At 67.7% G+C, this 26,253-nt stretch carries 29 protein-coding genes and 1 tRNA gene; 13 read left to right on the forward strand and 17 right to left on the reverse strand.

The window, feature by feature from the left end:
• Window positions 1-82: 82 nt before the first annotated feature.
• Window positions 83-1,255, reverse strand: a complete 1,173-nt coding sequence (locus K254_RS0107010) for a site-2 protease family protein (RefSeq protein WP_026554758.1) — start codon at window positions 1,253-1,255, stop codon at window positions 83-85.
• Window positions 1,252-1,908: an HAD family hydrolase gene (locus tag K254_RS0107015; RefSeq protein ID WP_026554759.1), complete on the reverse strand. Its 657-nt coding sequence runs from the start codon at window positions 1,906-1,908 to the stop codon at window positions 1,252-1,254. The genes K254_RS0107010 and K254_RS0107015 overlap by 4 nt, the downstream gene beginning before the upstream one ends.
• Before the next feature lie 286 nt (window positions 1,909-2,194).
• Between K254_RS0107015 and K254_RS0107020 the strand changes: the two genes are divergently transcribed.
• Entirely contained in the window at window positions 2,195-3,082 is an 888-nt protein-coding gene (locus tag K254_RS0107020) for a PAC2 family protein (protein WP_026554760.1), read from the forward strand.
• Window positions 3,083-3,218: 136 nt separating this feature from the next.
• Here the strand turns inward: K254_RS0107020 and mshC are convergent, their stop codons facing one another.
• Together mshC and K254_RS0107030 are read right to left on the reverse strand one after the other, a co-directional pair.
• Window positions 3,219-4,520 carry a cysteine--1-D-myo-inosityl 2-amino-2-deoxy-alpha-D-glucopyranoside ligase gene (mshC, locus tag K254_RS0107025; protein WP_026554761.1) on the reverse strand — a complete coding sequence of 434 codons (1,302 nt, stop codon included), beginning with the start codon at window positions 4,518-4,520 and terminating at the stop codon, window positions 3,219-3,221.
• Between the two features lie 9 nt (window positions 4,521-4,529).
• Window positions 4,530-5,372: an undecaprenyl-diphosphate phosphatase gene (locus K254_RS0107030; RefSeq protein ID WP_026554762.1), complete on the reverse strand. Its 843-nt coding sequence runs from the start codon at window positions 5,370-5,372 to the stop codon at window positions 4,530-4,532.
• Window positions 5,373-5,443: 71 nt separating this feature from the next.
• Between K254_RS0107030 and K254_RS0107035 the strand changes: the two genes are divergently transcribed.
• On the forward strand, window positions 5,444-6,382 hold the full coding sequence (locus tag K254_RS0107035) for an aldo/keto reductase (RefSeq protein ID WP_026554763.1): 939 nt from the start codon (window positions 5,444-5,446) through the stop codon (window positions 6,380-6,382).
• Here the strand turns inward: K254_RS0107035 and K254_RS0107040 are convergent.
• Window positions 6,379-6,654 carry a hypothetical protein gene (locus K254_RS0107040; protein WP_026554764.1) on the reverse strand — a complete coding sequence of 92 codons (276 nt, stop codon included), beginning with the start codon at window positions 6,652-6,654 and terminating at the stop codon, window positions 6,379-6,381. The genes K254_RS0107035 and K254_RS0107040 overlap by 4 nt on opposite strands.
• A 144-nt stretch (window positions 6,655-6,798) precedes the next feature.
• On the opposite strand from K254_RS0107040, the gene K254_RS0107045 reads away from it, so the two are divergent.
• On the forward strand, window positions 6,799-7,032 hold the full coding sequence (locus tag K254_RS0107045; RefSeq protein ID WP_026554765.1) for a DUF5703 family protein: 234 nt from the start codon (window positions 6,799-6,801) through the stop codon (window positions 7,030-7,032).
• A 37-nt stretch (window positions 7,033-7,069) separates the two neighbouring features.
• On the opposite strand, the gene K254_RS22245 is transcribed toward K254_RS0107045, so the two are convergent.
• The 3 genes from K254_RS22245 to K254_RS0107060 all read right to left on the reverse strand — a co-directional run bounded on the left by K254_RS22245 (window position 7,070) and on the right by K254_RS0107060 (window position 10,075).
• On the reverse strand, window positions 7,070-7,456 hold the full coding sequence (locus K254_RS22245) for a T6SS immunity protein Tdi1 domain-containing protein (RefSeq protein WP_051388947.1): 387 nt from the start codon (window positions 7,454-7,456) through the stop codon (window positions 7,070-7,072).
• A gap of 144 nt (window positions 7,457-7,600) precedes the next feature.
• On the reverse strand, window positions 7,601-8,761 hold the full coding sequence (locus tag K254_RS0107055; protein ID WP_026554766.1) for an acyl-CoA dehydrogenase family protein: 1,161 nt from the start codon (window positions 8,759-8,761) through the stop codon (window positions 7,601-7,603).
• Window positions 8,762-8,770: 9 nt separating this feature from the next.
• A complete protein-coding gene (locus K254_RS0107060; RefSeq protein WP_051388948.1) occupies window positions 8,771-10,075 on the reverse strand; it encodes a M20/M25/M40 family metallo-hydrolase in 1,305 nt (434 codons plus the stop codon).
• Between the two features lie 175 nt (window positions 10,076-10,250).
• Here K254_RS0107060 and K254_RS0107065 point away from each other — a divergent pair.
• From K254_RS0107065 to K254_RS0107080, 4 genes are all read left to right on the forward strand, one after another.
• Window positions 10,251-10,333 (forward strand) — tRNA-Leu (locus tag K254_RS0107065).
• Between the two features lie 194 nt (window positions 10,334-10,527).
• A complete protein-coding gene (locus tag K254_RS22250; protein ID WP_051388949.1) occupies window positions 10,528-10,782 on the forward strand; it encodes a DUF4190 domain-containing protein in 255 nt (84 codons plus the stop codon).
• Between the two features lie 103 nt (window positions 10,783-10,885).
• Window positions 10,886-11,278 carry a hypothetical protein gene (locus tag K254_RS22255; protein WP_035749082.1) on the forward strand — a complete coding sequence of 131 codons (393 nt, stop codon included), beginning with the start codon at window positions 10,886-10,888 and terminating at the stop codon, window positions 11,276-11,278.
• Window positions 11,238-11,426 (forward strand): hypothetical protein, encoded by a 189-nt coding sequence (locus tag K254_RS0107080; protein ID WP_026554768.1) that lies wholly within the window; start codon window positions 11,238-11,240, stop codon window positions 11,424-11,426. The genes K254_RS22255 and K254_RS0107080 overlap by 41 nt, the downstream gene beginning before the upstream one ends.
• A gap of 91 nt (window positions 11,427-11,517) precedes the next feature.
• Here K254_RS0107080 and K254_RS0107085 read toward each other — a convergent pair whose 3' ends face one another.
• Entirely contained in the window at window positions 11,518-12,453 is a 936-nt protein-coding gene (locus tag K254_RS0107085) for a threonine/serine dehydratase (RefSeq protein WP_026554769.1), read from the reverse strand.
• The gene (locus K254_RS0107090) at window positions 12,450-13,286 is read right to left on the reverse strand and encodes a PhzF family phenazine biosynthesis protein (protein WP_026554770.1); all 837 of its coding nucleotides are present in this window, start codon (window positions 13,284-13,286) and stop codon (window positions 12,450-12,452) included. The genes K254_RS0107085 and K254_RS0107090 overlap by 4 nt, the downstream gene beginning before the upstream one ends.
• 101 nt (window positions 13,287-13,387) lie before the next feature.
• Between K254_RS0107090 and K254_RS22260 the strand changes: the two genes are divergently transcribed.
• Together K254_RS22260 and K254_RS0107100 are read left to right on the forward strand one after the other, a co-directional pair.
• Entirely contained in the window at window positions 13,388-14,788 is a 1,401-nt protein-coding gene (locus K254_RS22260) for an alpha/beta-hydrolase family protein (RefSeq protein ID WP_051388950.1), read from the forward strand.
• 132 nt (window positions 14,789-14,920) lie between these two features.
• Complete coding sequence (locus K254_RS0107100) at window positions 14,921-15,553, forward strand: dihydrofolate reductase family protein (RefSeq protein WP_026554771.1); 633 nt, start codon at window positions 14,921-14,923, stop codon at window positions 15,551-15,553.
• 13 nt (window positions 15,554-15,566) lie between these two features.
• Here the strand turns inward: K254_RS0107100 and K254_RS0107105 are convergent, their stop codons facing one another.
• Window positions 15,567-16,070, reverse strand: coding sequence for a hypothetical protein (locus K254_RS0107105; protein ID WP_026554772.1), 504 nt, complete (start codon window positions 16,068-16,070; stop codon window positions 15,567-15,569).
• 123 nt (window positions 16,071-16,193) lie between these two features.
• On the opposite strand from K254_RS0107105, the gene K254_RS0107110 reads away from it, so the two are divergent.
• Complete coding sequence (locus K254_RS0107110; protein WP_026554773.1) at window positions 16,194-16,712, forward strand: sigma-70 family RNA polymerase sigma factor; 519 nt, start codon at window positions 16,194-16,196, stop codon at window positions 16,710-16,712.
• A complete protein-coding gene (locus tag K254_RS22265; RefSeq protein WP_155848472.1) occupies window positions 16,712-17,422 on the forward strand; it encodes an anti-sigma factor family protein in 711 nt (236 codons plus the stop codon). The genes K254_RS0107110 and K254_RS22265 overlap by 1 nt, the downstream gene beginning before the upstream one ends.
• Before the next feature lie 36 nt (window positions 17,423-17,458).
• Here K254_RS22265 and K254_RS0107120 read toward each other — a convergent pair whose 3' ends face one another.
• The 4 genes from K254_RS0107120 to K254_RS0107135 all read right to left on the reverse strand — a co-directional run bounded on the left by K254_RS0107120 (window position 17,459) and on the right by K254_RS0107135 (window position 21,505).
• A complete protein-coding gene (locus K254_RS0107120) occupies window positions 17,459-18,013 on the reverse strand; it encodes a COG4315 family predicted lipoprotein (protein ID WP_026554774.1) in 555 nt (184 codons plus the stop codon).
• Window positions 18,014-18,118: 105 nt separating this feature from the next.
• Window positions 18,119-18,940 carry an SDR family NAD(P)-dependent oxidoreductase gene (locus K254_RS0107125; RefSeq protein WP_026554775.1) on the reverse strand — a complete coding sequence of 274 codons (822 nt, stop codon included), beginning with the start codon at window positions 18,938-18,940 and terminating at the stop codon, window positions 18,119-18,121.
• Between the two features lies 1 nt (window position 18,941).
• Window positions 18,942-19,928 (reverse strand): L-lactate dehydrogenase, encoded by a 987-nt coding sequence (locus K254_RS0107130; RefSeq protein WP_051388953.1) that lies wholly within the window; start codon window positions 19,926-19,928, stop codon window positions 18,942-18,944.
• Between the two features lie 125 nt (window positions 19,929-20,053).
• Window positions 20,054-21,505, reverse strand: a complete 1,452-nt coding sequence (locus K254_RS0107135; RefSeq protein WP_026554777.1) for a CitMHS family transporter — start codon at window positions 21,503-21,505, stop codon at window positions 20,054-20,056.
• 154 nt (window positions 21,506-21,659) lie between these two features.
• On the opposite strand from K254_RS0107135, the gene K254_RS22270 reads away from it, so the two are divergent.
• Window positions 21,660-23,456 carry a sensor histidine kinase gene (locus K254_RS22270; RefSeq protein ID WP_035749084.1) on the forward strand — a complete coding sequence of 599 codons (1,797 nt, stop codon included), beginning with the start codon at window positions 21,660-21,662 and terminating at the stop codon, window positions 23,454-23,456.
• On the forward strand, window positions 23,446-24,108 hold the full coding sequence (locus K254_RS0107145; protein WP_026554778.1) for a response regulator: 663 nt from the start codon (window positions 23,446-23,448) through the stop codon (window positions 24,106-24,108). Before K254_RS22270 ends, K254_RS0107145 begins: the two co-directional genes overlap by 11 nt.
• A gap of 5 nt (window positions 24,109-24,113) precedes the next feature.
• On the opposite strand, the gene K254_RS22275 is transcribed toward K254_RS0107145, so the two are convergent.
• Entirely contained in the window at window positions 24,114-25,640 is a 1,527-nt protein-coding gene (locus K254_RS22275; RefSeq protein ID WP_081710079.1) for an MFS transporter, read from the reverse strand.
• Window positions 25,641-25,693: 53 nt separating this feature from the next.
• Window positions 25,694-26,200: a MarR family winged helix-turn-helix transcriptional regulator gene (locus K254_RS0107155; RefSeq protein ID WP_026554779.1), complete on the reverse strand. Its 507-nt coding sequence runs from the start codon at window positions 26,198-26,200 to the stop codon at window positions 25,694-25,696.
• Window positions 26,201-26,253 lie beyond the last annotated feature (53 nt).

Consider the following 26,253-nt stretch of genomic DNA (forward strand, 5'->3'; position numbering starts at 1 on the left):
TGGCGTTGGGTCATTGCGTAGCGGCCGTGGGGGCCGGTGATTCAAGCGTGGGGTGCGCGGGCCGGGCCCGTGCGGGGTGCGCTCAGCGCGGTTTTCTCGGGTCCGGCCTTCCGGTGATGGCAGCGACCACCACTTCCTGGCTGAGGATGCCCGTCACCTGGCCGCGGAGGTCGATCACCACATATTCGCCGCCGCCGAGCTGGGCAAGATACTGTACCAGTTCCGTTCCGGCGGCGCTTTGGGGCACATAGGCTCCGGGCGCCAGATTGCGCGCCACGGCCGTTGCCGGCGTCGTCGTGGCTGCGGCGGGAGGCACGCTGGCGAGCACTTGCTCATCCACCACTGCCACCGGCCGGCCCTCGGGGCTGCACAACACCAGAACCTCCACCGGGTGGCTGGCACGCAGGGTCCACAGGCTGGCGACGGTGGAGGCGGCCGGCACACCGATGGCCGGCGAGGCCAGGGCTCCGGCGCTGATGGCCGGCAGGCGCAGGCGCATCCTGGCGTTGGTGATGGCGGCGCTGGCCCCCAGCCACAGGAAGCCGGCGATGAACAGGGTCAGCAGAATGGTGGTGGTGCTGGGCTCGCTGCCCTGCACCAGCGGCAGCCCGATGCCGGCGACCACCAGCAGAACGACGACGACGCGCCCGGCCCAGCCTGCGGCAACGGTGCCCTTCTCCTGGCTGCCCGTGACCTTCCAGACGATGGTCTCCACCAGGCGTCCGCCGTCCAGCGGCAGGCCCGGCAGGATGTTGAAGGCCCCGATGAGGAAATTGGCCCAGACAAAGATGTTGGCCAGCGTGGTCAGCACCGCCGCTTCCATCGTGCTGGGCTCAGGGGCGGCGAGCAGCAGGACCCAGGCGGCACCGGCCAGCACAAAGTTGGCCACCGGCCCGGCGAAGGCCACCACGAGGGAGCGGCCCGGCGTCGCCGTGAAGTTTTCAAATTGGGTGTGCCCGCCCCAGAGGTTGAGCACGATCTTTTCGGTGGGCCACTTGTAGACCTTGGCGGCCAGCGCATGCGCCAGCTCGTGCACCAGCACGGAGAAGAGCAGCAGCAGGGCGTAGACGAACGCCACAACATAGGACCAATTGCCCAGCCCGCGGTACACGCTGCCCAGTTGTGGGCCGAAGACCAGCACGGTGAAGGCGGCAATGATGAACCACGAGTAGGCCAGGATGATCGGGATGCCGGCAATGCGGCCCAGGGGTATGCCTTCCCGGCGCGTCTTGGTGCCGTTGGGGGCCGAGCTCACGCGAGACCGCCGTCGGCGTGCTGTGCCACCACCAGCCGCAGATCCAACGCGCCGCGTCCGGCCAGCGTGGTCCACGTGGCGCGGCCTGCGGCGGGAGCCATCGGAACAGCGTGCGGGATGGCAATCGTCGCCACCCCGGAGGCCATGGCGCTGGCGACGCCGGGGACGGAATCCTCAAGGGCCACACAGTTGGAGATGCCAAGGTCCGGGTCCGTCGCCTGGAGCCGTTCGACGGCGGCCAGGTACGGCTCCGGATGGGGTTTGCCGTTGGCCACCATGTCGCCGGTGATCAGGAATTCAAAGTAGGGGTGGTCCAGTGCGTCGACGATTTCGCGGGCCATCGGGCCCTCGCTCATCGTCACCAGGGCGCAGCGGACATCGTTCTGCCACAGATCGTGCAGCAGCTCCCGCGCGCCCGGGCGCCAGGGCACGTCCTGCCGGACGCGGTCCATGACCTGGCCGGAGAGGAAATCGATGATCTCGCGGACGGAGAGGTCGACGCCGGCCTCTTGGAGGATTCCGGCGGAGGTCCCCAGGGCCTGACCGACCAAGGTCATGGCGTGCTCGTCCGTCCACGTGCCGCCGTGGGCCTTGACCAGGTCCTTTTCGGCTTGGATCCAATACGGTTCCGTATCCACCAGGGTGCCGTCCATGTCCCACAGGGCGGCCTTGAGCTGCCCCTTCGCGGGGATGGCACCGGATGCGGTGCCGGCGGCGGAGGCGGCCACGGGCAGGGCGGACGGATGATCGGGCGCGGCGGTGGAATGCATACGGCCAGTCTACGTGGCCAAGCGGACAGCCCTTTCACGCCTCCCCCGCGGGTCCGGGGCCCCAGCGGGCGTCCTGGGGCGGGTTGGTGCCGCCCGGCGCGCCGCCGGAGCCACGCCGTGGGCGAAGAGGATATCGGCACCGGGCTCGGCGTCGTAGGGTGGAGAGGTGATGAGCTTCAACGAAGGTGAGCAGACCCCGCAGCCACGGCTGATTGAGCCGGTGGAGCCAAACCGGCGCGCCACTGTGATGTTGGCGGCCTTTGAGGGCTGGAACGACGCCGGCGAGGCGGCCAGCGACGCCCTGAAGTATCTGCACAGGCTCTGGGATGCCAAGAAGCTGGCCACCATCGACCCCGATGAGTACTACGACTTCCAGTTCACGCGTCCCACGGTGCGCCGGACGGCCGACGGTGGACGCCGGATCAAATGGCCCGCCACGAAGATTGCCAAGGCCTCCATCCCCGGCACCTCGATCGACGTCATCTTTGTCCACGGCATCGAGCCGTCCTACAAGTGGCGGACCTACACCGCCGAGCTGCTGGCCCACGCCGCCGCACTGAACGTGAACTATGTGGTGCTGGTGGGTGCCCTGCTGGCGGATGTTCCGCACAGCCGCCCCATCCCGGTGACCACCACGAGCGATGACGACGAACTGCGTGAGCGGCTGAACCTGGAGGCCTCCCAATACGAGGGCCCCATCGGCATTGTCGGCGTGCTGGGCGAACTGGCCCTGCTGGCCGGCCTGCCCACCGTATCCCTGTGGGCGGCGGTGCCGCACTATGTGGCCCAGGCCCCCTCGCCGAAGGCCCAGCTGGCGCTGCTGCACCAGATCGAGGATCTGCTCCAGGTGCCGCTGGACGTCGACGACCTTGCCGAGGACGCCCAGGCCTGGGAACGCGGCGTGGATGAACTCGCCACCGAGGACGCCGAGATTGCCGCCTATGTGCACCAGCTCGAGGAAGCCAAGGACACGGCCGACCTGCCGGAGGCCAGCGGCGAGTCCATCGCCAAGGAATTCGAGCGCTACCTCAAGCGCCGCGGCCGCGACCTGCCGTAGGCATTAAGCAACTGGGTGGGCCCACGGTTGCGAGGCCCCCACGGCGAGCCTGCGAGCCGCGGGAGCAACTGGGGCGCAGCAACTGTCGAAAACATCGTGTTTTCGTGCAGTTGCTGCGCCCCAGTTTTGCGTTTTGCTAGAGAACGACGCCGAGGAGGGATTCCACGGTGTCGGCGAAGATGGCCGCATCGAGCTCCGACGGCGTGTCGGCCGGTGCCGTCGCGTCCAGCCAGGCATCGATGGCGGCGAGGGCGCGCGGCGCGTCCAAGTCCGCGGCGATCGCCGCACGGATGTCGCCAAGCACCAGCATCGCCGAACCACCCGGCAGCGTGGGCATGCGCTCACGCCAGCGGGCCAGACGGGTCTGGGCCTGCTCCAGCAGTTCGCCCGTCCAGAACCAATCACTGCGGTAGTGGTTGGCGAGGATGGCCAGACGGATGGCCGCCGGGTCGACGCCGTCGGCGCGCAGCTTGGAGACGAGCACCAGGTTTCCCTTGGACTTGCTCATCTTCTCGCCGTCCAGGCCCACCATGCCGGTGTGCGTGTAGTGCTGGGCCATCTGCACCTCGGCGAGGGCAAAGGCGTGGCCGGCACCCATCTCGTGGTGCGGGAAGACCAGGTCCGATCCCCCGCCCTGGACGGTGAAGGGCTCCGGCAGGAAGCGCTGGGCGATCACCGTGCATTCGATGTGCCAGCCGGGCCGGCCGGCGCCAAGGCTGCCGCCCTCCCAGCTGGGCTCGCCCTCGCGGGCCACACGCCACAGCAGGGCGTCCAGCGGGTGCCGCTTGCCGGGGCGCTGCGGGTCTCCGCCGCGCTCGGCGAACACCGGGAGCATTTCCTCTTCGGTCAGTCCGGAGATCTGCCCCAGCCACCACGGACCCTCGTAGCCTTCGCCGTGGGCCGAGGCCGAGGCGGCCTCGACGCTGAAGTAGATGTCGCCGTCGGGCTCTCCGGATTTGCCAGCATCGCCGGCGGCGCCGGCAACTGCATAGGCAAGGCCCTTGGCCATGAGCTTTTCAATCTCCGGCACAATCCACTCGATGGCCTCGACGGCGCCGATGTAGCGCTCGGGCCCGACGACGTTCAACGCCTCCATGTCGGAGCGGAAGAGGGCCGTCTGCTCCAGGGCCAGCTCGCGCCAGTCCACGCCGTCGCGGATGGCCCGCTCCAGCAGCGGATCGTCGACGTCGGTGACGTTCTGCACATAGGACACCGTGGCCCCTGCGTCGCGCCAGGCGCGGTTGAGCAGGTCGAAGCCAACATAGGTGGCAGCGTGGCCCATGTGGGTGGCGTCATACGGGGTAATGCCGCAGACGTAGAGGCTCGCGGCATCCTGGACGGGAAGCGGAACCACTTTGCCCGCTCCGGTCTCAAACAATTGCAGGGCAGGCATGGTGCCGGGGAGCTCGGGCACGGGACGGGACTTCCAACTTTTCACGTCTCTAGCCTACTGTCCGGGGGTAATGACGTTGAATCCAAGCAGCAGGAACAGCAGCAGACCCAAGGCAATCCGGTACCAGACAAAGATGCTGTAGCTCTTGGACGAGATGTACTTCAAGAACCAGCCGATGATCAGGTAGCCGACCACGAACGCCACCACCGTGGCCAGGATGGTCTCCGGGATGCCGAAGGGACCCTGCGCCCCCTCGTGCTGGGCAAAGATCTTGTACAGCTCATAAAGGCCGGCACCGAAGACGGCGGGGATGGCCAGCAGGAATGAATACCGGGCCGCGGCCTGGCGGGTGTAGCCCATCAGTAGACCCGCGGTGATGGTGCCCCCGGAGCGGGACACGCCGGGGATGAGCGCCAGGGCCTGGGCGAAGCCATAGAGAATGCCGTGCTTGTAGCTCAGGTCCTTGAGTTCGCGCTGGTGCTTGCCGACGGCGTCGGCCACGGCCAGGATCAGGCCGAAGACAATCAGCGTTGTCGCAACGATCCACAAGTTACGCAATGTGTTCTCAATGGCATGCTGGAACAGCACTCCCAGGGCCACAATGGGCAGGCTGCCCAGAATCACCAGCCAGCCCATCCGGACGTCGGGGTCATTCTTGGGCAGGCGGCCGCGCAGCGAGCCAAACCAGGCCGTGATGATCCGCACGATGTCCCGCCAGAAATAGACGATGACGGCGGTCTCCGTGCCAAGCTGCGTCACAGCGGTAAAGGCGGCACCGGGGTCCGCACCACTGGGCAGAAACTTGCCCACCACAAAGAGGTGGGCGCTAGAGGAGATGGGCAGGAATTCGGTCAATCCTTGGATCAGACCAAGCAGGGCAGCTTCAAACCAGTTCACCCATTGAGCCTATGGCATCGCAGGAACCGGTCCGTTCCAGTGGTGTGCCACGTGGCACGTAAACTGGCACAATGCAGCAACGATTCGTCGGAACCAGTGGATTGCGCGTCTCAGCGCTGGCTTTGGGCACCATGGGATGGGGGGTGGAGACGGATGCAGACACCGCCCGCGCCCAGCTCGGTGCCTTCCTGGATGCCGGCGGCACCACCGTGGACACCGCCGTCAGCTACGGCGAGGGCCGCAGCGAGGCGATCCTGGGTTCCATGATCGGAGACGTCGTGGCGCGCAGCGAAGTGGTGCTGGTCTCCAAGGCCGGCATCAGCCACCGGCGCGGACGGCGCATGGTGGATACATCCCGGCGCGCGATGCTGGCGGGGTTGGACGCGACGCTGGCCAGGCTGCGGACCGACCATCTTGACCTGTGGCTGACCCACGTCTGGGACGACAACGTGCCGCTGGATGAAACCCTCAGCGCCCTCGAATTGGCCGTCACCACCGGGCGTGTGCGCTACGCCGGTGTGTCCAACTACAACGGCTGGCAGCTGGCACGGGCCGCGACACTGTGCGACGCCGCCCTCGTCGCAAACCAGGTGGAATACTCCCTGCTGCAGCGCGGCGTCGAACATGAAGTGGTCCCCGCGGCAGAGCACATGGGCTCCGGCCTGCTGGCCTGGGCACCGCTGGGCCGCGGCGTGCTGACCGGAAAGTACCGCCGTTCGGTGCCAACCGATTCCCGCGGCGCCAGCAAGACCATGGCGGGCTACGTAGAGCCTTATCTGGGCGCCTCCGCAGCCAGCATCACCGAGGCGCTGGCAACGGCAGCCAAGGGCCTGGACCGGCAGCCGCTGGATGTCGCCTTGAGCTGGCTGTTGGCCCAGAACAACGTCGCAGGCGCCATCGTCGGGCCGCGCACCATCGAGCAGCTGGAACAGATCCTCGCCTCGTCACTGGAACCATTGCCTGAGCAGATTGCCGAAGTGCTTGAGGAAGTTTCGGCCACCAGGCGTTAGTCGTCGATCGGCTCCAGGTCATCCTCGGCGTCGTCGAGCTCGTCCAGGTCCTCATCCTCTTCGTCTTCATCGCTCTCGTAGATGACAAGGGGCGTCACCTCGTTGAAACTGTCAAAGAGGGCCTCTTCGTAGACCTCAAAGGCGTCCACGACCGCCAGGTAGGCGTTCTCCACGGCCGGATCATCGTCCCCACGGCGGCTTGCGGCCGCTGCCAGATGTTCCTCGAGAGCGGATGTAAGGGACTGCAATGCGGCACGCGGATCAATGCTCATGTTTAGAAGCTACCAGCGTGCCGGGCAATGCGTAACCCCACCTCTTTCCCGACTGTTTCACCACTCGTTGGCCACTCGGGAGCGGATGAAGAGAAGGCGCCGGGGTGGTTGCCCGACGGCGGAAACGGTGCACAATGGAGGGCAATGAAGGAATCAATGACATCAGCGCCCGGCTTCCGGCAACGCGACTTTGCCCGTCAGTACGAGTACCTCGTCCTGACGGTCAGCCCCACGGAATCACTGCCCCTGGCCCACCAGCGGCTGCGTGAGCACGCCGAGTACGGCAAGTGGGAATTGGAGCGCAGCCGCCTCTACATGGGCGGCGGACGGCAGTATTGGCTCCGCCGGCGGGTGTTCCGCGTGGAGCGCACCGTTTAGGGCGGCAGACGCGCCCAGCGCAGGCCTGCCGCTTCTGTTAGGCCTGCCTGCCGGCGTGGCTCCCGCGTTTGAACTTGGCCAGGAAACGCCGAACACCCACGCACTCCTCTTGGATCGAAACACCTGAAATCGGTGTGCCAACGTGCAGGTCCTTCGTGGCCATCCTCAGCTGCCCCATCAGGGGCCAATAGACTTCCAGGTCGCTCAGCTCAAGGTTTGCCACGCTGTCCTCGCCACCCTGGAACAGTAGGATCTTGAACCCCACACACTCGCGGAACGCCGGCCCAGTGCCGGCAGCGGAAATCCACTCGGAGAAGCGGGGCAAGTCCAGACAAAGGTCGGCATTGTCGGGCAGACCCAGGTCATGGAAATCCGAGAAGGACACGCGGAAGAGGGTAACCTCTCCGGTTCCGGGGTTCAACATCAGGACTTGGGGATCCTCCAGCGGCCCGTGGCGGGGGCTGAGCGCAAGCTGGCGCCCCAACCAATCGAAGCCAAAGCATGCCAGCTGGCCCTGCTCGGGAAAGGCCTCGGCAAGAGATCGAATTCACCCTACTGCACGTGGGGCCTACTCGATCGGCCCCAGCCAGGCGTTGGCGATGGTGCTGTGCGCCGATTCGCCGTCGGAGGGGTGGAAGATGCCCGCCAGGACATCGCGGTAGAGGCGCCCGAGTTCATTGCCGGCAAAGTAGCTGCCGCCGCCGGAGCAGCGGATGGCCAGGTCCACCACCTCGCGGGCGGTTTCGGTGGCTCGGATCTTCAGCCCCACCAGCTTCGGGAACCACATCGGCCCGTGGTTGACCAGGGCGTCGACGTCCCGGGCCACGGCATCCAGCTGCGGGTACAGCCCGTCCATGGCCATGGCGGCGTCGGCCACCTTCCAGCGGATGTCCGGATCCTGCGCGTAGGTCCTGCCCTCGAACTTCTTGGACGTGCGGCGCTTGGCATTCTCCACGGCCAGCTGGACGGCGCGTTCGCCGATGCCGGTGTAGACGGCCGCCAGCAGCGTTTCAAAGCAGGCAAAGATCGCGAAGATCAACGGGTCCGCATTCGGCCCCACCGGAAGGTTGCGGAAGATGCGCTCGGCCGGGGCAATCGCGCCCTCCAGCACGGTGGTGCAGGACTGGCTGGCCCGCATGCCCACGGTGTTCCAATCATCCTTGATCCGGTAGCCAGGGGTGTCGCGGGTGATGAACCCGTGGATGAGCCGCGGCTCCTCCCCTGTGCCGTCCTTGCCGAAGATCCCCAGCCGTGTCCACGCCGGGCTCAGGCTGGTGAAGATCTTGGTGCCGGTGAACGCGTAGGAGCCGTCGCCCTGCGGTGCGGCCTCGGTGAAGGAATCGAAGAGCACCTGGTCGTTGCCGGCCTCGGAATTTCCAAAGGCAAAAACCTCCCCCGCCACGGCCTCGGTCAAGACGTAGTGCAGGGAATCGTCGCCACGCTCCGACAGGACATGCGCGACGCCGGTCCAGACCAGGTGCATATTGATCGCCAGCGCGGTGGCCGGGGCGGCCGTGGCCAGCCGGCGCTGCGCGGCGGCAACCTGTTCCAGCCCAAAGCCGGCCCCGCCGTCGTCGATGGACGCGAACAGGCCCAGGTAGCCCTGCGCCTTCAGCTCGGCCAGATCCTCGAAAAAGAACCCATTGCGCTCGTCGTAGCCTCCGGCGCGGGAGCGGAAGCGCTCCAGCAGCTCGTCCGGCAGGATGTCCTCAATGGTGCGTGCACTCACGGCCGGCTCCTAGTAACTGCTGAGCAGGCGGTCCAGCACTCGCGCACCGAACTTCAACGATTCCGTGGGGACGCGCTCGTCGACGCCGTGGAACATGCCGGTGAAGTCCAGCTCCGGCGGCAGTTGCAGCGGGGCGAAGCCGTAGCCGGTGATGCCCAGGCGGCTGAGCGACTTGTTGTCCGTGCCGCCGGAGAGCGTGTACGGCAGCACCGCGGCGCCGGGATCCTCCGCATGCAGGGCATCGATCATGGAATCCACCAGATTGCCGGAGAACGGCGTCTCCAGCGATACATCGTTGTGGATGGTGCTGACGTCCACGCCGGCACCGGCCAGGTCGCGGATGATCTCCAGCACCTGCTCGTGCTGGCCCGGCAGCGTGCGGACGTCCACGTAGGCCTCGGCCTCGGCCGGGATCACATTGGCCTTGTACCCACCCTTGACGAAGGTGGGGTTGGAGGTGTTCTGCAGCGTGGCGCCGACAAAGCGGGCCACGGTGCCCAGCTGGTCCAGCAGGGTCTGCGGGTTCGACTCGTCAAATTCGACGCCGGTGAGCTCGGAGACGCCCTCCAGGAACTGGCGGGTGGTGGCCGTGTACTCGATGGGCCACTGGTACTCGCCGATGCGGGTGACGGCGCGGGCCAGCCGGGTGACGGCGTTGTCCGTGTTGATCTGCGAACCGTGGCCGGCCCGGCCGTGGGCCGTCAGCCGCAGCCAGGCAATGCCCTTCTCGGCCGTCTGCAGCAGGTAGGCACGCTTGCCGCCGATCTCTGCGGAGAAGCCGCCCACCTCCGAGATGGACTCGGTGGCACCGGCAAAGAGCTCGGGCCTGTTGTCCACGGCCCAGGAGGCGCCATAGGTGCCGCCGGCCTCCTCATCGGCAAACATGGCAAAGATGATGTCGCGCTTGGGCTTGCGGCCCTCTCGGGCCATGCCACGCAGCACGGAAAGGATCATGGCGTCCATATCCTTCATGTCCACGGCGCCGCGGCCCCAGATCAGGCCGTCCTTCTCCTCGGCACCGAACGGGTCGACGCTCCACTCGTGCTTGAGGGCGGGAACGACGTCGAGGTGGCCGTGCACCACCAGCGCGCCGAGGGAGGAATCCTCACCCTCCATGCGGGCGACGACGTTCGCCCGGCCCGGAGCCGATTCGAACAAGGTTGCCTCCAGGCCGACGTCTTCGATCAGCGCCGCCGTGTACTCCGCGGCCTTGCGCTCCCCCGGCCCCTCGTTGTCGCCAAAATTGGTGGTGTCGATGCGGATGAGGTCCTGGCAAATGCGGACAACTTCATCTTCCGGCCGGAGGGATTCCACGGGTGCTCCTTCATCAATGCTGCGGTGTTTCTTCAGCCTACATCGCAGCCATTTGGGCCCGTGATTCCGCCGATTGGTGTTTGCCGCAAAAGTCGTGCTAGAGTCTTTCTCGCTGCTTCGGCCGCTAGAGAAACAAACCGAAAGGCGAGTTCCTCGGTGTTCGAATGCCCACTCTGCGCGGGTGGCGGAATGGCAGACGCGCTAGCTTGAGGTGCTAGTCCTGGAAACGGGGTGGGGGTTCAAGTCCCCCTCCGCGCACAAATGAGGCCCTTCGGATGTTGAAAAACGTCCGGAGGGCTTTTTTGCGCCCTCTTTGCCTTCCCCCTGCCGGCAGACAATCTGAGGCAGCGTGTCGTAGGCTCGCCCCAGTACCCCTCACAGGAGAAGGAGCAGACGACATGACAAGTGTTCCCCCTCGGCCCGAGAACCCCTGGACCTCCGACACACCGCAGATGTTTGATCTGGAGGCATCCGTCAAAGCGCGCCCGGCATTCAGCAAGGCCGCCATCGCAGGGTTCACCATCAGCTGCATCGGACTTTTTGTCTTTGCGATGCTAGGCCCACTCGGGGCCGCCATCTCGGGCATCGGTCTCCGGAGGATCAAGGAGCAAGGATTGCGCGGCCGTGGTCTCGCCATTGCGGGCATCATCATTGGTGCCGCCGATCTTGCGTTCTACCTCGCAGCCCGATTCCTGATCCCGTCCTGAGGTTGGGGATTTCCTAGCCATCTGATCCCGGCCGGCAATGGGCACGTGGCCCGCTGGCGGCATGGCCGCTCGCCTTGTCGGTGGCCTCCCTTAGAGTGGCAACGTGAATTTCCTCCCCGAATGGGTCCTGTGGATCCAAGCCCTGGCGCCGGCTGCCGCGTCCATGGCCGCCCTCGTGGCCGGTTCGCTGGCGTGGGCAACGTACAGCCAGCGCAGGACGGCGGATAGGCGCGACCAATGGTGGAAGCGGGCCCAGTGGGCCATCGACGCCTCCATGGACGCCGAGGACAATGAGCGCCAGGTGGTGGGAGCGGCCATTCTGGTGCATCTGGCCGAAAGCGATCTCTGCATGGCCGACGACAGGGCGCTGCTGCTGCAGGTTCTCGTGTCAGCGCGGGACGCTGTACTGGACACCGAAGATGCCAACGGGGAAACTGGAGAAGAAGGAGGTGGCGATGATGGCGAACCATCTGAAGACGAAGCCCAAGCCGGCTAGTGCCAATGGAACGGACCACGATCGCAGCTACGAGGTTGCGCTGCCATCCAAGGGTGTCACCGTCACCGTGTCCACGCTGGCCAAGGCCCGGGCGCTGCGGCAGATCGAGAAGGGCATCGCGGCACTGAGCAAGCCCGCCGAGCGGTAGCCCCCCAAGAATTCCGAAAAGAACCTAATGTGGCCCGGTCCAAGTTGGACCGGGCCACAGTATTTTCTCTGCGTGTTGTTGAGAGTGCCGCCTACCGCACCAGATCCGAGGGATCCGTGTTGGCCCCGCACACCACGACAACCGTCTTTGAGCCCGGCTGCGGCACGTAGACGCCGCTGAGCACGGCCGCCAAGGCCGCCGCACCGCCCGGTTCGGCCACAATGCGCAGCTGGTCCCAGAGGAACTTCCGCGCGGCAAGGATGTCCTCCGGGGTGACCAGCACGGAGGTGGCCGCAGCGTTGACGGCCGCGGCGAAACCGCCGGTGCCAATCCGCTTGGCGCCAAGCGAGTCCGCGGCCAGGCCGGACACGGCAATGTCCACCGGCTCCCCCGCCGCCAGGGCGGAGTGCAGCGTGGGGCAGCCCACGGGCTCGACGGCGATGATGTCAGCCCGGCCGGCCCACCAGGACGCGATGCCGCCCATGAGTCCGCCGCCGCCGACGGCCACTACGATGGCGTCCGCATCCGGGACCTGCTGCTCAATCTCCCGGCCCAGGGTGCCCTGGCCCGTCAGCGTGGGCAGACCGTCATAGGCGTGGATCTGGAAGCCCCCGGTCTCTGCGGCGCGGGCCATGCTGGCCTGGTGCGCCTCGGCAAAGGTGGCGCCCACCAGGGTGACGGTGGCGCCCCGGCTGCGGATGCCGTCGACCTTCACCTGTGGCGCGGTTTCCGGGACAAAGATCTCTGTGGGAATGCCCAGGGCCGCTCCGACGTGGGCGACGGCGAGACCGTGGTTGCCACCGGAGGCGGCGATCAGCAGCTCCGGACGCTGGGCGGCCGAGAGCACGGAATTGAACGCACCCCGCGGCTTGAAGGAGCCGGTGTGCTGGAGCTGCTCAAGTTTGAGGGTGACGGTGCGCCCGGGGGCGTACTCGACGTCGATGACGGGCGTCTGCCGCACCCGGCCGCCGATCAGCGCCGCGGCCGCTTCGATGTCATCCCGCGAGGGGAAGAGCGCGCCGCTCATGCGCCCAGCTCCACGGCTGAGCCCGTGACGAGGATTCCGCCGTGTTCGGGGATGTGCACCTCGATGGTCGATGGGCGGCCCATATGCCGGCCCTGGGCCACCATCACGGTGGCCGGGACCTCGACGATGCGCAGGTGGCGCAGATAGGCCCCCAGCGACGCGGCGGCGGAGCCGGTGGCCGAATCCTCCCGCATGCCACCGGGCGGGAACGGATTGCGGGCCTCAAAGCTGGCCGCGCCGGTGCGGAGCACCACGTCCACCGTCGCCTGCCAGCCCTGCTCGGCCATGAGGGTGCGCAGCGCCTCGTAGTCGTAGTCGAAGCCATCGAGGACATCGACCGTGGCCACCGGGATGATGGGGTGCCAGTTGCCGGCGAAGGCCAGCAGCGTGGGCAGCTCCGGATCAAGGTCAGCCTCGGCCAGGTTCAGAATAGCCAGCAATTCGGTGCGCACGGCGGCCTCCAGGCCGCGGATCTGGGGCTCCACGGAGGTCAGCGTCGCCCTAAACCCCTGGGACGTGGCCTCGGTGTCCACGGCGATGTCCCCCACGGGCGTGGCGAAGACATAGGCACCGGCCCCATGGCGTTCGGCCAGGGCAACACCCGTGGCGATGGTGGCGTGGCCGCAGAACGGCACCTCGGCGGCGGGGGCAAAGTAGCGCACCGAGGCCCGCCGATCCGTGAGCTCCGAGACGAAGGCCGTCTCCGAGAATCCGAGCTCTGCGGCGATCTCCTGCATCCGGGTGTCACTGAGGCCATCGGCGGGGAGCACGACGCCGGCCGGGTTGCCGCCGGCCGGGTCCGAGGTGAACGCTGTGTATCGAAGTATCTCCATCCCCCTAGGCTAGCGGCGCGCGCGGCGCCAGGGGTGGACCGCGAGGAGGCCAACCGGAGCATAGTGGCCTGAACAGCTGACGCTGGGCTGAAGGCTGCACTATGGGCGCGCTGGCCACACGGTGGCAGAATGAGGTGCGGGCCCTGGTGGACATGCCTCCGATCGACGGCGCCAAGGGCGGCGTTTTCCTCGCCACGGCCGCGGCAATGGCCGCCGTCGTCCTGGTGGCCGCATGGGGCCTGAGGATTGTGGGCCGGCGCGCTGGGATGCTGGCCCGACGGCGCGGCCTGGGCAGGGTGGAAAGCCGCGCCGTTGGGGCCGCCGCCGGTTTCACGGCCCTGCTGGTGGGCCTGGCGCTCGTCGTCGGCGCCGGCGTGGTGGGCGTGGACAGGGTCTATGCCCCCCTCAATGCCGAGACCCCGGAGGGAGCCACCGAGCCGGTGTCCACCCACCGTTCCGCAGGAGTGGGGTCGGCCGTGGAGTGGGAGGCCCTGGGCATGCAGGGCAGGGCCTTTGTGGGCGGCGGCCCCAGCTCCGCCCAGATTTCGGCAGTGACCGGCTCCCCCGCCATGGAGCCGGTGCACGTGTATGTGGGTCTGGGCCAGGGCGCGACCCTGGCCGAGCGCGCCGAATTGGCCGTTGGCGAGTTGGAACGCACCGGGGGTTTCTCCCGTGGCACCCTGGTGGTGGCCACGCCCACCGGATCCGGATGGCTGGAACCGCAGGCCATGGACGCCGTCGAGTACCTGCATTGCGGAGACACCGCCATTGCCTCCCTGCAGTACTCCTACCAACCCAGCTGGGTGTCCTTCGTCTTCGACCAGGAGCTGCCCCGGGAGGCGGGGCGCGCCCTGTACGCGGCCGTGCGCTCACATTGGCTGGCGCTGCCGGCCGATTCCAGACCCACTCTGCTGGCCTACGGCCTTAGCCTGGGTGCACTGGGCATGCAGTCTGCCTTCCCCACGGCTGCAGACCTGCTGTCCGGCACCGAAGGCGCCGTCTTTGCGGGCCCGCCCAACGCCTCCCAGCCCTGGCACTCCCTGGTGGCGGAGCGCCCCCCCGGGACACCGGTGTGGCTGCCCGTGCTCAACGGCGGCCGCCACATCCGCTGGATATCCAATCCGGGCGGCCTGGCCGAGCCGAAGGCGCCGTGGGAGGCCACCCGGGTGGCCTATCTGCAGCATGCCACCGATCCCGTCACCTGGCTGAGCACCGACTTGATACTGCAGCGGCCCGAATGGCTCTCCGGGCCGTCCTCGACGGGCGGCCGCTCCCCTGGTGTCAGCGATGCCATGGTGTGGCTCCCCCTGGTGACCTATCTGCAGGTGGCCGTGGACATGGTGATGGGTGAGGCAGTGCCGGCCGGCCATGGCCACAACTACGGCAATGTGGCAGTGGATGCGTTCAACGGCGTCTCCCCCTCAACGCTGGACGAGGCGGCGCTGGCCCGCGTGCGTGCGGTGGTTGACGGCCATGCCGGTGAGGCGTCGACGTCAAACTAGGGCATGGCCCGCGTCGATGCCTGGTGCCCCCACCGGGCCATTGAAAACTGTTGCCCCGCCGCGGAATTGGTGCCAGCCTCGAAGTAGTCCTGCCGCCGGGGCGGCGGTGGGCGCTGACACAAGGAGCACGGCATGGGACTGATCCACATCGACCTGTTCACCACCCTCGACGGCGTCGCCCAGGCGCCCGGCGGGCCAGAGGAGGACTCCTCGGATGGTTTCGCCTTCGGCGGCTGGCAGGCGCCGCTCTGGGACGAGGTTGTCGACGCGCAGATCGAGTCCGGGATGGCGGATCTGGACGCGCTGCTGCTGGGGAGGCGGACCTACGATATTTTTGCCTCGTACTGGCCAACCGCGAAGGGAGACATCGCGGAGCTGTTCAACCGCGTCCCGAAGTACGTGGCCTCGCACCAAACGCCCGCCCTCGAGTGGGCCAATTCCACACTGCTGGGCCCCGACATTGCCGACGCTGTACAGAGGCTGCGCGAGCGGCACGAGCACACCCACGTGATCGGCAGCCTGGACTTCGTGCAGACCCTGTTCGCCCAGCGGCTCTTTGACCAGCTCACACTCTGGGTGTACCCGATCCTCTTGGGCAGTGGAAAGAAGGTCTTCGCCGACGGCGTGGTCCCGGCCAACCTGCGGCTCATCGAGCCGGTCGTCGCCTCACCGAGCGGTGCAGTGTTTCAACGCTACGAGCTTGCAGAGGGCACCCCCGCGACCGGCGACATGTCAGCCATCGACCAGGAGGCCCATCAAGGCTAGAAACCGCAAAACGTCAGCGGGCCACCGGCGTCGGGCTGAAGACGCCCTCCCACACGGCCCGGGAGCCGGCGTCGCCGATCAGGACCACCTCCACCACGGCTGCTCCGCAGACGAACAGCACAGCAAGGACCGCGAGCGCTGTGGCCACTTTGGTGCCGGTGGTGCCGATGCGTGCGGCGAGCGCTGTGCCGATGGAGAACCGGTGCCAGAGCCAGGGTGCGATGGCTGCGGCGGCGAGCGCCCAGGCCCAGGGGAGCAGTCCGAGGCCGAGGGCGGCGTGGTGGGCGATGGCTGGTGTCTGGCCTACCCGCAGGAGGAGCCATTCGCCGGCCAGTTGGGCGATGTAGACCACGATGAGGGAGAACAGTCCCAGGATGGGTGTGAGCAGGCCCAGGCGGCGTCGTGCGGCGGGCCAGAGGACTGCGAGCGCTGTGCAGAGGGCTGTGATGGGTACGAAGACCACTACTGCGTGGACGAGCAGTATGTGCAGTGGTAGTCCGTTGATGGCGTAGTCCATGTTGTCCTCCGGGTGGTGGTGCCACGATGGTGCTGTTGGTTGTATGACGGAGCCGGGCCGCGTTGGGTTCATTCTTGGTGAACCATACCGGCTTGTGTGTCGTCTAAGGCCTAGGAGGTGGTGATGCGGCCCTTGGAGCAGGAGGCGTTGCGTGCTCTGCATGCTGAGCATGCTGCGGCGTTGTGGCGTTTTGCCACCCGGTTGACCAGTGATAGTGCGTTTGCCGAGGATGTGGTGCAGGAGACGTTGTTGCGGGCGTGGCGCCACCCTGAGGTGTTGGAGCGTGGGGAGCCTGCCGTGCGGGCGTGGTTGTTCACCGTGGCCCGGAATTTGGTGATTGATGATTGGCGCAGTGCCAGGCATCGGTTTGAGGTGGGCGCCGAGGTGGTGCCCGACGTGTTGTCCCAGTCGGGGGGTGTGGATGCAACTGACAGGTTGTTGGATGGCTGGTTGGTGGCGGATGCCTTGGAGACCCTCTCGGTGGAGCATCGTGAGGTGATCCGTTTGGCGTACTACTCGGGTGCCGATACCGCGTCGATGGCTGCGGCGTTGGGGATTCCGCCGGGGACTGTGAAGTCTCGGCTGCATTATGGGCTTCGTGCCCTACGGTTGGCCTTGCAGGAGAGGGGTGTGGTGCGGTGATGTCTCCTACCCCATGTCCCTATGCCTTGTGGGATGCCTCCTATGTGCTGGGGTCCCTGGTGCCGGCGGAGCGGCGCGAGTATGAGGCGCATCTGTCCGGCTGCGAGCGCTGCAGCGCCCAGGTGGCTGAGCTGGCCGGCATTGGACCGTTGTTGTCGCTGGTCCCTGCCGGGGAGGACGGGTCTGTGTCTTCCCCTGTGCCTGGTGACTCTGAGACCGCCGTTGCCTCCCTGGTGGGGCGGGTTCGACGGCGGCGGGTGGCGTGGGTTGCTGCGGCGGCTGCGGCCGCTGTGGTTCTGGCCGGTGGTACGGCGGCAGTGACGGCCTCCGTGGTTGGTTCCTCCCCGCCGTCGGCGGTCCAGGCTGCCACGGACCTCCCCGGTGCCGTCCCCCTGTCCTTTGCCGCCCAGGGGCCGGCGGGCATTGTTGCCACAGGCGCTTTGGTGCCCAGGGCGTGGGGCACTGACATTTCGTGGGAGTGCAGCTATGCCGCCGGTCCCGGCGACTATGTGGTGCCGGGTGCATCCTGGGGCTATGTGCTGGTGGTGGTCTCCCATGAGGGCGAGCAGATCCAGGTGGCGAGTTGGAGCGCCTCTGCCGGGAGCGTGGTGTCCCCCGGCGCCACCACGTCCCTGGCCTTGGGTGCCATTGCCTCTGTGGACATCCGCAGGAGCCTGGATTCACCCACGCTCCTGCGTGCCACACCCTAGGGAACCGCCCAGCGGGTGTTCCCCAGGGGGAGGCTGCTAGTACCCGGAGGAGGTGCCTGTGACCTTGTCGCCGTCGGGGGCGATGACCCACCAGATGCCGCCGAAGCCCTGGCCCTTCACGTCACCGGCGTTGGCATCGGGGGTGTAGGTGTAGATGGGCAGTCCGTTCAGTGTCACCTGCTTGGTGCCGTCGTTGCGGGTGATGGTGCCCACCGTGGCGGTGACTCCGTCCACGGCCGGGGCATCGGAGGGTGCCACGACGGCGGGCCAGGCGGCCAGGCAGGCGCCGTTGCAGGCGCTGGCCCCTGAGCCGGCAGTGTCCTTGTCGAAGTAGTAGACGGTCTTGCCGGCGGCGTCCACCACGATGCTGCCCAGCGAGGAGGTGGCGGTCTTCAGCACCGCGGACCCGGCCATGGGTTCGGTGGTTGATCCGCCCGGGCTGGTGGTGGCGGGTGCGGCAGTGGTGGCCTGCGAGGTGCTGGGTGCTGCGGAACTGGTGCCCCCAGTGCCCGGCGTTGTCGAGGAGCAGCCGCCGAGGGCTGCCGCGGCGAGGACGACCACCGCGAGGGTGGGCCAGCTGTGCTTGTACATGAGCGTGTCCTTTGCATCTGGTTCGACTGTCTTTTTCAACTGTCCAAAGCAGCGGGGCTGCGGAAGCAGTCCACACTTCCAAGACGAGACAGGACTGGCCCTGGTTCACCCCTTTGTGGATTTCCCATCCGGATCCGGCGCCAGCTCGCGGGTCAGGCCCAGGTCCCCGCTGAGCAGTCCGCCCTCCACAGGCAGGGTGATGCCATTGATCCACGCCGCCTCATGGGAGGCCAGGAACAGCAGGGCGCTGGCGACGTCGTCGGTGCTGCCCACCCGGCCGGTGGGATACCAGCGGGCGGCGCGTTCGAAGAGATCCGGCTCCAGGGCCAGGCGGGGTGCCCAATGTTCGGTGTCGATCGTTCCGGGGGCGACGGCGTTGCATCTGATGCCCCGGCCGCCGAACTCGAATGCCAGCGAGCGCGTGAGGCTGATGAGCGCCGCCTTGGCCGCCGAATACGCCGGATTGCCGTAGGTGGACAGCGCGTTGACCGAGGCCACGTTCAGGATGACTCCGCCGCCGCGGGCCAGCATGGACGGGATGACCTCCTGGCAGGCCATGAACGGGCCGATGGCATTCACCGCGAAGTCCGCCTGGATCTGGGCGTCGCTCAGCTCCAGGAAGGGCGGCAGACTGCAGGAGAGCGCGTTGTTGACCAGCACGTCAATGCCGCCATGCTCCGCCGCCACCGCGTCGGCGAGCGCGCGCAGGCTCGCCCGCCGGGTCACGTCCACATGGCGGGCCAGTGCGCCGGGGATCCCGGCGGCGACGTGCTGTGCCGCGGCGAGGTTGATGTCTGCGACGACGACGACGGCGCCCTCGGCGGCGAACCGGCGCACCGTCTGTGCGCCGATGCCGCTGCCCGAGCCCGTCACCACCACAGTTGTTCCGGCGAAACGTCCGGCAAATCCCCCACTGGAAGCGTCCATCTCAGAGGCCCAGCTGGGTTTGGGCGGCCAACAGGGTCTGGGCCGAGTGGTCCAGCAGCGCGCGCTCGCCGTCGTCCAGGGGCTGCTCAAGCACCCGGCCGACACCCCCTGCCCCGATGACACTGGGCAGGGACAGGGCCACGCCCGTGAGTCCGTGCTGGCCGTTGAGCACCGTGGACACCGGCAGCACGGCGTGTTCGTGGTGCAGCAGGGCCTCCACGATGCGGGCGCCGGCCAGTCCGATGGCGTAGTTGGTGGCGCCCTTGCCCTCGATCACCGTGTAGGCGGCCGTCACCACGCTGTGCGCCAGCTGGGCCAGATGTTCGCCGGTGAAGATGCGCCGCCCCTGCACCGTCCACTCTCGGATGGGCACCGGGCCGATGGAGGCCTGGGACCACACGGGAAACTCCGTGTCCCCGTGCTCGCCGATCATGGCGGCGTGCACACTGTCGGTGGACACCCCCGCCTCACGGGCCAGCAGCCAGCGCAGCCTCGAGGTGTCCAGCACGGTGCCGGAGGAGAGGATGCGCCCAGTGGGCAGTCCGGTGATCTGCTGGGCGGCCACGGTCAGCACATCACAGGGGTTGGTCACCAGAACGAACACGGCATCCGGAGCCACCTTGAGCAGCGCCGGCATCAGATTCTCCAGGATGCGGATGTTGGTGCCGGCGAGGTCCAGCCGGGTCTGCCCGGGATCCTGCTTGGCCCCGGCGGTGATGACGACGACGTCGGAACCGGCCAAAGCCTCGATGTCCCCGCCGCCGGTGATGGCCGACGATGCGGTGAACTGGGTGCCATGCGCCAGATCCAGCACCTCGGCCCCGGCCTTGGCCGCATTGAGGTCGTAGATGGCGATATGGTCCGCGGAGCCGCGGACGAGGGCGGCATAGGCCAGCGAGGTGCCGACGCTGCCGGCCCCCACAATGCCCAGCTTCGTCCCCGTGGTTCTGTGGTGGATGGCGGGTGCAAACAGATCAGCGGTGCCCATGGGTCCCCCAGGAGGTTGGTCCGGCGTGTGTGCCGATCCTAACCCGGAGGGTGCCCTGGGCACCGCTGTCAGATGCTGTTTTTCAGTTTTCGAACATATATTCGAATATTGGTCTTTTGCGGAGTCTAGGCCCAGGGAATGGCGCCCAGAATGATGCCTACGGCCAGCATCACCAGCGAGACCACCAGGGCCCGCCACAGCACCTTCTTGTGGTGGTCGCCCAGCTCCACCTTGGCGAGGGAGACCAGCAGCAGGATGGCCGGCACCAGCGGGCTTTGCATGTGCACCGGCTGGCCGGCGATCGAGGCGCGGGCCATCTCGGCGGCGCTGATGCCGTAGTGGCCCGCAGTTTCGCTGAGCACGGGCAAGACACCGAAGTAGAACGCATCGTTGCTCATGAAGAAGGTCATGGGGATGCTGAGCAGTCCAGTGATGACGGCCATGAACGGGCCCATGCTGGCGGGGATGATGCTGACCAGCCAGGCGGACATGGCATCGACCATGCCGGTGCCGCTGAGCACGCCGGTCAACACGCCGGCCGCCATCACCATGGAGACCACAGCGACAATCGAGGGCGCGTGCGCCGTGAGGGCCTTGGCCTGGTCCTTCAAACGGGGGAAGTTGGCCACCAGTGCGATGGCTGAGCCGACCATGAAGACATAGGCCAGGGGCAGGATGTCCAGCACCAGGACCACCATCACGGCAACGGTCAGGACCAGGTTGAACCAGAACAGCTTCGGGCGCAGGGTGGAGCGGTTCGGATCCAGGGCCCCGGCCATCAGGCCGTCCTTATCGTCCGCGGTCTCATGGACCAGAACCGGCGCCTCCAGCAGGGCCACGCCTCCGCCACCCTTCGGCGCGGAACCCTGCACGGCGGAACCCTTGCCGCCGCGGGGGCCGGAACCCTTGCGCCCCGCCGGCGCACCGCCGTCGGCGCTTCCCCAGAACTTGGCGTCCAGTCCACCGGAGAGGCGGCGGCGCTCACGCAGGCCCAGGAACCAGGCGAACACCAGCACGGTGGCCATGCCGGCCAGCAGCGAGGGGATCATCGGGACAAAGACCTCGGTGGGCGACACCTTCAGCGCGGCCGCGGCACGGGCAGTGGGGCCGCCCCAGGGCACGATGTTCATGGTGCCATTGGCCAGCCCGGCCACACAGGTCAGCACCACCGGACTCAGGCCCAGGCGCAGGTAGATGGGCAGCATGGCGGCCGTGGTCAGGATGAAGGTGGTGGAGCCGTCCCCGTCCAGGGAGACGACGGCGGCCAGCACGGCGGTGCCCAGCACCACCTTGGCGGGGTCGTTGCCCAGGGTGCGCAGGATGAACTTCACCAGCGGGTCGAACAGGCCGACGTCGATCATCAACCCAAAGAAAATGATGGCGAACATCAGCAGGGCCGCCGTGGAGGTGAGCGACTTCATGGAATCCATGACCATGTCGCCCAGTCCGAGGCCCGCGCCGGCAAAGAGTCCGAAGACTGTGGGGACGATGATCAAGGCCAGGACCGGGGTGAGCTTCTTGGTCATGATCAGGGCCATGAACACCGCGATCATGGCAAATCCGAGGACTACCAGCACGAGTTTCTCCTTCTTCTGTGACGGCCCGTCATTGTGACCGACACAACAGAACCTATAGTGGCCCGGATCACTGCTGGCACTTTGGGGCGCTTGAGGTGCATACTGCTTATTGCGCAGCTTTTGCGCATAAAACTCACAGCTCTGGAGGGCGACGGTGGCCCCACGGCGTGCAACGCCCCGGATCAGCTTCAGCGCCCGCATTCTGCTGGCCCAGCTGGCCGTCCTGACCGTGGTGGTGGTCCTCTGCGCCGCGGTCTTCACCAACCTCGCCTACCAGCGCCTCGGTGTGGAGGCCGAGCAAAAGGCGCTCGCCGTTGCACGGACCGTGGCAGCCTTGGACGATGTGCGCGCGGAGGCTGCGCAGCTGGCCGCCGCCCCGCTGGAGCAGCTCACCGAAGCAAACCTTGCCGCAGGGCCCCTCCAACGCACGGCCGAAGAGGTCCGGGTGCGCACCGACGCCCTCTTTGTGGTCGTCACCGACGAGCAGGGCCTGCGCCTGGCCCACCCCAATCCCGCCCTGCTGGGCAAAATGGTCAGCACCGATCCCAGCGAGGCTCTGGCCGGGCGCGAAACCACTGCCCAGGAGCAGGGCACCCTGGGCCACTCGGCGCGGGCCAAGGTGCCCGTCTTCGCCCCCGGAACGGCCACGGTGGTGGGCGAGGTCAGCGTGGGCATCTCGAGCGAGGATGTGCTCGACAGCCTGGCCGGGAGCGTGCTGCCGATCGTGGGCGCGGCCGCACTGGCCCTGGGCCTGGGCGCCCTGGCCTCCTACCTGCTGGGGCGGCGGCTGAAGTCGCTCACCCTGGGGCTGGAGCCCGAGGAGATGGCGGCGCTGGCCCAGGACCAGGAGGCGGTGCTCCGCGGTGTGGACGAGGGCGTCATCGGCGTCTCCGCCGGGCAGCGGATCACCGTGTTCAACCGCGAGGCCAAGCGGCTGCTGGGGCTCGATGCCGCCACGGAAATGGTGGGCACCGAACTGGAGTCGGCACCCCTGTCGGATTCCTTGGCCGCCCTGCTGCCGTCGCTGCTGGCCGAGGCCACGCCCGCATCCGGCCCGGTGGAAACGCTGGTGGGCTCGAGGATGCTGATCGTCTCCGCCCGGGCTGTACAGCCCAGCCGGCGCCCGGGCACGGACCTGAACCGCAAGCTCGGCTGGGTCGTGATGCTGCGCGACCGCACCGAGCTGGCCTCCCTGACCCGCCAGCTGGACGCCGTCGGCGCCCTCTCCACGGCCCTGCGGGCCCAGCGGCACGAGTTCGCCAACCGCCTGCACACCGTCTCGGGGCTGCTGGCTCTGGGCGACTACAGCGAGGCCACCGGCTATGTGCACACACTCATCGACCAGGGGCCGCTGCGCTATCCGGCCGAAGGTGCCACGCTGCTTCAGGATCCCTACCTGCAGGCGTTCGTGGGGGCCAAGAGCGTCCAGGCCCAGGAGCGGGGCGTCAGCGTGCGGATCGGCCCCGAAACCCTGCTGCGCGGGCGCATCACCGACCCGCAGGACGCCACCACCGTGATCGGCAACCTGCTGGACAACGCCGTCCGCGCGGCCGTGCAGGGCAGCGCCGAGCCGCGCTGGGTGGAGATCGAATTGTTGGATGACTACGCCGACGGCGTGGGGACCCTGCACGTGGTGGTGGCGGACTCCGGCGACGGCATGGATGCCGGTGCTGTGGAGACCGCCGCCAACGATGATGGCCCCGTTGACGGCGACGGCGGTCCGGCGGGTCCGGTCCACGGCGGCGGATTCGGCCTGCCCCTGGTGCGCTCGGTGGCCCGGCGCCGCGGCGGAGACGTATGGATTGCCGAGACCGGCACCCGCGGCGGCCCCGGCGCCGTCGTCTGCGCCAGGCTCCCCGGCGTCGTCGAACCCCTCAGCGGCGAGGCCCGGACCACCGACGACCGGACCACAGAAGACGCGAACCCCCAGGAGGACAACCGTGGCCAATGACCTCACGGTGCTCATCGTTGACGACGACTTCCACGTGGGGCGATTGCACGCCAGCTATGTGGACCAAGTGCCCGGCTTCAAGGCGCTGCCGCCGGTGGGGTCGGCCGCCCTGGCCATGCGGGCGGTGCACAGCCAGTCCCCGGACCTGGTGCTGCTGGACGTGTTCCTCCCCGATGCACTGGGGCTTGACCTGCTGCGCAGCCTGGATGTGGACGTCATGATGCTGACGGCCGCCGCCGATGCGGCCTCCATCCGGCGTGCCGTGCGCCGCGGCGCCATCGGCTATCTGATCAAACCCTTCGGACCCGAGGCGCTCGCCGCCCGCCTCAAGGCCTATGCACGCTACCGAAGGCTGCTCACCGGCACCACCACCGTGACCCAGGAGGTGGTCGAGCGCGCGCTCGCAGCCCTGCATCCGGTGGAGGGCGCCTCGGCGGGGCGGACCCGCAGCGCCACCGAGGCGGCGGTGCTGGCCGCCCTGGCCGGAGCCGGGCCGCAGTCGGCGGCCGATGTAGCCCAGGTGGTGGGCGTGTCGCGTGCGACTGCGCAGCGGTACCTGTCGGCGCTGGCCGACGACGGCGCCGTCGAAATCAATCTGCGCTACGGCAGCACCGGCCGCCCCGAGCACCGCTACGGGGCGACCGGCCGCTGATTCCGCTACGCCTTGGCCGGCACCGGGGCCGTCTGCACGACGTCGATGGTGCGGCGCAGCGGGATCTCCTTGATGAAGAGCACTGCGATCAACGCCACCACCGAGATGACGGCAGAGACCATGAAGATCATGGCCGCGCCGTCGCCGTAGGCAGCCCGGACGATCATCGCGATCGGTGCGGGCATCGAGGCGATGTCCAGCGTGCCGGCGCTGTTGCCACCGGCCACGGGGACCCCGGCGGCGGCCAGGCCGTCGGTGATCAGCTGCGTGACATGCGAGCCCATGATGGCGCCCAGCACTGACACACCGGCCGCGCCGCCGACGGTGCGGAAGAAGGCGACGGAACCGCTGGCGGAGCCGATGTCCTTGGCGGCCACGGTGTTCTGGACGGCCAGCACCAGGTTCTGCATCATCATGCCCAGACCCAGGCCAAAGACGAAGGTGTAGATGCCCACCAGGACGAAGGAGGTCTGGTGGTCCATGGTGCCGGCAAACCCGAGGCCGGCAATCAGCAAGATGGCGCCGCCCACCAGGAACCGCTTCCACTTGCCGTAGCGGCTGACGAGCAGGCCGGAGACCACAGAACCGAGCAGGTTTCCGACGATCATGGGCAGGGTCAGCAGACCGGCCTCGGTGGGCGTGGCCCCACGGGCCACCTGGTAGTACTGGCCCAGGAAGGTGGAGGAGGCAAACATGGCGATGCCGACGGCGACCGAAGCCACGATGGCCAGTGCCGTGGTGCGCTGGCTGATGATCTTCAGCGGGATGATCGGGTCGGACACCTTGGTCTCCACCCAGATCAGGGCGGCCAGAAGCAGTACCGAGCCGCCGACCATCAGGGCCGAAACGCCGGAGATCCAGTCGTAGTAGCCGGCCTTGCCGGCAAAGGAGACCCAGATCAGCAGCAGGGAGACGCCGGCGGTGAGCAGTACGGAGCCGGCCCAGTCCACCTTGGCGGGGCGGCGGACATGCGGCAGCTTCAGGGTGATCTGGAGCAGGATCAGGGACACAATGGCCAGCGGCACGCAGATGTAGAAGGTCCAGCGCCAGCCCAGCGGGCTGTCCACGATGAAGCCGCCCAGCAGCGGCCCGCCGGCGGTGCCGACGGCCATGACGGCGCCCATGTAGCCGGAGTACTTGCCGCGGTCGCGGGGCGGGATGATGGTGCCGATGATGGCCTGGGCCAGGGCGGTGAGGCCACCCATCGCGATGCCCTGGATGACGCGTGCGGTCAACAGGGTGGGCATGTTCTCGGACAGACCGGCCAGCACCGAGCCGGCCACGAAGATCACGATGCTCAGTTGGACCAGCAGCTTCTTGTCAAAAAGGTCCGCGAGCTTTCCCCAGATGGGGGTGGTGGCGGCATTGGCCAGCAGGGCGGCAGTGATGACCCAGGCAAAGTCCGTCTGGGAACCGTGCAGATCACTCATGATGGTCGGCAGTGCGTTGGCCACAATGGTGCTGGAAAGGATGGCGGTGAAGAAGGCCGCCAGCAGGCCGGTGAGGGCCTCCAGGATCTGGCGGTGGGTCATCACCGACGGTGCAGCGTGGGGCGGCGCTGCTGCCGGCGTTGTTTTGGTGGATGTCACGAGGCGGCTCCTGCGGACACTGCGGTGTCCAGGGTGGTGGTGATGGTGGTGCCCGGCTGTGCTGCCGGGGTGGTGCGGAAAACTGTGGAGAGCTTGGCGATGATGGCCGTTGCAGCGGCGGCCTCCGCCTCGCTCCAACCGGCGAGCATGCGCTCAAGCGTCGCAGCACGGCGCCGGCCGGTGGCGGCGAGATAGTCCTGCCCCGCCTGGCTGAGGGCCAGCAGCTGGGCGCGCCCGTCCGCCGGGTCGGGCCGGCGCTCGATCATGCCCAGCTCCGCCAGATCCGCCACGTGGCGGCTCAGGGCGGAGGCGCCAATGCCCAGCGAGCAGGCGATGTCTGTGGCCCGGCATTCGCTCTTCTCCCCCACCAGGCGCAGCACGCCTTCGACGGCGATGCCGAGGTCGGCGGTGGAGTCAGCGTTGGCGACGACCACGCGGATGGCGCGGTTGAGGTCGAAGATACTGTGCACCAGCTCTGACGCAGTGTTGGGGGCGACGGACATGACGGCCTTTCTTTGGTTGCCTCAAACAACTATAAATCAAATGGTTGGTTAGG

It is taken from the genome of Arthrobacter sp. 35W, from assembly GCF_000482545.1.
In the GTDB taxonomy this organism is placed as follows: Bacteria; Actinomycetota; Actinomycetes; order Actinomycetales; family Micrococcaceae; genus Specibacter.

What these genes read in the sequence shown, in the direction of transcription:
- K254_RS0107015 (WP_026554759.1), bottom strand. Translation starts at nt 1,908, where the DNA reads ATGGACGGCACCCTGGTGGATACGGAACCGTATTGGATCCAAGCCGAA.
- K254_RS0107020 (WP_026554760.1), top strand. Translation starts at nt 2,195, where the DNA reads ATGAGCTTCAACGAAGGTGAGCAGACCCCGCAGCCACGGCTGATTGAG.
- K254_RS0107035 (WP_026554763.1), top strand. Translation starts at nt 5,444, where the DNA reads ATGCAGCAACGATTCGTCGGAACCAGTGGATTGCGCGTCTCAGCGCTG.
- K254_RS0107040 (WP_026554764.1), bottom strand. Translation starts at nt 6,654, where the DNA reads ATGAGCATTGATCCGCGTGCCGCATTGCAGTCCCTTACATCCGCTCTC.
- K254_RS0107045 (WP_026554765.1), top strand. Translation starts at nt 6,799, where the DNA reads ATGAAGGAATCAATGACATCAGCGCCCGGCTTCCGGCAACGCGACTTT.
- K254_RS22245 (WP_051388947.1), bottom strand. Translation starts at nt 7,456, where the DNA reads ATGTTGAACCCCGGAACCGGAGAGGTTACCCTCTTCCGCGTGTCCTTC.
- K254_RS22250 (WP_051388949.1), top strand. Translation starts at nt 10,528, where the DNA reads ATGTTTGATCTGGAGGCATCCGTCAAAGCGCGCCCGGCATTCAGCAAG.
- K254_RS0107080 (WP_026554768.1), top strand. Translation starts at nt 11,238, where the DNA reads ATGATGGCGAACCATCTGAAGACGAAGCCCAAGCCGGCTAGTGCCAAT.
- K254_RS0107085 (WP_026554769.1), bottom strand. Translation starts at nt 12,453, where the DNA reads ATGAGCGGCGCGCTCTTCCCCTCGCGGGATGACATCGAAGCGGCCGCG.
- K254_RS0107090 (WP_026554770.1), bottom strand. Translation starts at nt 13,286, where the DNA reads ATGGAGATACTTCGATACACAGCGTTCACCTCGGACCCGGCCGGCGGC.
- K254_RS22260 (WP_051388950.1), top strand. Translation starts at nt 13,388, where the DNA reads ATGGGCGCGCTGGCCACACGGTGGCAGAATGAGGTGCGGGCCCTGGTG.
- K254_RS0107100 (WP_026554771.1), top strand. Translation starts at nt 14,921, where the DNA reads ATGGGACTGATCCACATCGACCTGTTCACCACCCTCGACGGCGTCGCC.
- K254_RS0107105 (WP_026554772.1), bottom strand. Translation starts at nt 16,070, where the DNA reads ATGGACTACGCCATCAACGGACTACCACTGCACATACTGCTCGTCCAC.
- K254_RS0107110 (WP_026554773.1), top strand. Translation starts at nt 16,194, where the DNA reads ATGCGGCCCTTGGAGCAGGAGGCGTTGCGTGCTCTGCATGCTGAGCAT.
- K254_RS22265 (WP_155848472.1), top strand. Translation starts at nt 16,712, where the DNA reads ATGTCTCCTACCCCATGTCCCTATGCCTTGTGGGATGCCTCCTATGTG.
- K254_RS0107120 (WP_026554774.1), bottom strand. Translation starts at nt 18,013, where the DNA reads ATGTACAAGCACAGCTGGCCCACCCTCGCGGTGGTCGTCCTCGCCGCG.
- K254_RS0107125 (WP_026554775.1), bottom strand. Translation starts at nt 18,940, where the DNA reads ATGGACGCTTCCAGTGGGGGATTTGCCGGACGTTTCGCCGGAACAACT.
- K254_RS0107130 (WP_051388953.1), bottom strand. Translation starts at nt 19,928, where the DNA reads ATGGGCACCGCTGATCTGTTTGCACCCGCCATCCACCACAGAACCACG.
- K254_RS22275 (WP_081710079.1), bottom strand. Translation starts at nt 25,640, where the DNA reads ATGACCCACCGCCAGATCCTGGAGGCCCTCACCGGCCTGCTGGCGGCC.
- K254_RS0107155 (WP_026554779.1), bottom strand. Translation starts at nt 26,200, where the DNA reads ATGTCCGTCGCCCCCAACACTGCGTCAGAGCTGGTGCACAGTATCTTC.